A 2,523-nucleotide genomic window follows, 5' to 3' on the forward strand; every position below is an offset into this window, starting at 1 on the left:
ACGATCTTGGATTTGCCGCCGACTTTTTGGAGCACCTGCTCGGCGAGGGCCAGCATGGTGAATTCGCCCGGATTGCCGAGATTGACGGGGCCGGTGAAGTCGTCGGTGTCCATGAACTTGACGAAGCCGCTGATCAAATCATCGACATAGCAGAAACTGCGCGTCTGCTGGCCGTCGCCGTAGATGGTGATGTCATTGCCTTTAAGGGCTTGGACGATGAAATTGGAAACGACTCGGCCGTCATCCGGCAGCATGCGGGGGCCATAGGTGTTGAAGATGCGGACGACGCGGATGTCCACGCCGTTCTGGCGGTGGTAGTCAAAGAAGAGAGTTTCAGCGACACGCTTGCCCTCGTCATAGCAGGAGCGTGGCCCGATGGTGTTGACGTGGCCCCAGTAGCTTTCCGGCTGGGGGTGGACTTCGGGATCACCGTAGATTTCAGAGGTGGAGGCCTGGAAGACCCGGGCCTGGAGGCGGCGTGCCAGTCCGAGGACATTGATGGCGCCCATGACCGAGGTCTTGATGGTCTTGATGGCGTTGTATTGATAATGGGGAGGGGAGGCGGGGCAGGCGAGATTGTAGATCTGATCCACCTCCACGTTGATGGGCTGCGTGATGTCATGGCGCATGAACTCGAAGTTCGGATTGTCCATGAGGTGGGCGATGTTCTGCTTGCGCCCGGTGAAGAGATTGTCCGCGCAGATGATTTCGTGTTCCTGTTCCAGCAGGCGTTCGCAGAGGTGAGACCCGAGGAACCCGGCCCCGCCAGTGATAAGGATGCGTTTTTTCATGAATGAGTGCTCGTGGGAAAGTTTTTGGGGGACGAAAATCTAGCGGGCGCTGTCGTGGGGGGCGCCTGCATGATCGGCCCTTGAGATAGCAGAGTCAAAAGGGTAGAATCGACGAGGGGGGGCTGCAATGGATAGTGAACAAAGGTTTGAAGTCGTTGCACAGCGCGGTCCTGGTGGAAAGCCTCGCACTGCCGGGAAACGGTGCCATTTTTGTTTCATATGCCTTCTGCCTCGGATTTTTTCGGCTCCCTGATCTTCGGAGCCATCGGTCTTGCGGCCTTGCTCTATGGCAAATCCGTGGGTTCGGTCGTCAAAATGTGCCTGGGTGCCGCGATGATTGGCTGCTCGTATCTTGTCACTGAAAGCTGGCTGCTGTGGACCAGCGGCGCGGTGCTGACATTGCTGCTGATAAAGTGGAAGGAGTAGGCGGTCTGCAAATGGAGAGGCTTGCCCTTTGGTGAATGCAGGGTCTGATAGCCGCCATCTCCCAATGATTTCCGCCCCATTGCGCAAGCCTGAATACACTGCCCGAGTCATCGAATGGCATGCCGACAAGGGCTTTGGCTGGCTGCAATTCGGTGACAAACGGTTGTTTTTGCATCGTCGGGATTTTTCCAGGCTGCATCAACTGCCGAAGGTGGGGGAGGAGGTACGCTTTAACTGGGGACTGGATGCGCAGCTCCGTCCGTGCGCCCAAAATGCCGTGCAGGTGCGTGAAGTCTCCGATCTAAGTCTGCTGGGGCTATGCTTCCTTGCTGCATTGCTCGTGCCGCCTGCCTACGCCTGGCAGCAGGCGGGCTGGGAGCTCTGGATCCTGGCGACCTATGTGTGCATCTTGTCACTGATCACCTATGCCACGTATGCCGGCGACAAGAGCAGAGCACGTAAGAATGCCTGGCGCATTTCCGAGGCGCATCTCCATCTGCTGGAACTTGCCGGCGGCTGGCCGGGGGCCTGGGTGGCGCAGGGGCGGCTGCGACATAAGTGCTCCAAGAAGAGCTACCAGTTCATGTTCGGGATGATCATCTGCATCCATCAGTTCGTGGCCTTCGACTCGCTTCAACACTGGAAATATTCCCAGTCGTTGAAGCGGGAGATCATCGAGGGGCGTGAACCAACACGCCCTCGATACAGGCCCTGAATCTGTTCTGCGGGACTACGACACCTTCAATCCCAGATACGCCTTCGCATTGGGATAGCAGATGTTTTTGACCATGCTGCCGACGAGGGCGTCGTCATTGGGGATGAGGCCTGCTTCAATGTCTGCGCCCAAAAGATTGCAGAGGGTACGGCGGAAGTACTCGTGACGCGGGAAGCTCATGAAGCTGCGGCTGTCGGTGAGCATGCCGATGAAGCGGCTGAGGAGACCGAGATTGCTGAGGGCATTGATCTGCCATTCCATGCCTTCCTTTTGATCGACGAACCACCAGGCGGAGCCGAACTGGACTTTGCCGGGCGTGGTGCCATCGGCGAAGTTGCCAGCCATGGTGCCGAAGACGTAATTGGCGTTGGGGTTGACGTTGTAGAGGACGGTCTTGGGCAGGGCGTTCTCGGTGTCGAGGCGGTCGAGGAAGCGGGAGAGCGTCTCTGCCTGCGGCCAGTCGCCGATGCTGTCGCAGCCGACGTCTGCACCGATCTGGCGGGCGAGGCGGCTGTTGTTGTTGCGGACGGGGCCGAGGTGGAGCTGCATGGTCCAGCCATGTGCGGCATTGAGCCGGCCAATGTGCAGCAT

4 protein-coding genes are annotated in these 2,523 nt (G+C 58.4%); 2 read left to right on the forward strand and 2 right to left on the reverse strand.

Going from position 1 to position 2,523, the window contains the following annotated elements; all coding sequences use genetic code 11:
* Positions 1 to 791: UDP-glucuronic acid decarboxylase family protein (locus tag PSV43_RS18545; protein ID WP_300200834.1), on the reverse strand; the 791-nt coding region annotated here is incomplete at its 3' end.
* 219 nt (positions 792 to 1,010) lie between these two features.
* Between PSV43_RS18545 and PSV43_RS18550 the strand changes: the two genes are divergently transcribed.
* Positions 1,011 to 1,217 (forward strand): hypothetical protein, encoded by a 207-nt coding sequence (locus tag PSV43_RS18550; RefSeq protein WP_300200837.1) that lies wholly within the window; start codon positions 1,011 to 1,013, stop codon positions 1,215 to 1,217.
* A gap of 64 nt (positions 1,218 to 1,281) precedes the next feature.
* Entirely contained in the window at positions 1,282 to 1,932 is a 651-nt protein-coding gene (locus PSV43_RS18555) for a DUF1294 domain-containing protein (protein WP_300200840.1), read from the forward strand.
* A 15-nt stretch (positions 1,933 to 1,947) separates the two neighbouring features.
* Here the strand turns inward: PSV43_RS18555 and PSV43_RS18560 are convergent.
* Positions 1,948 to 2,523: glucuronate isomerase (locus tag PSV43_RS18560; protein ID WP_300200843.1), on the reverse strand; the 576-nt coding region annotated here is incomplete at its 5' end.

The organism is Prosthecobacter sp., assembly GCF_029946185.1.
Taxonomy (GTDB): domain Bacteria; phylum Verrucomicrobiota; class Verrucomicrobiia; order Verrucomicrobiales; family Verrucomicrobiaceae; genus Prosthecobacter.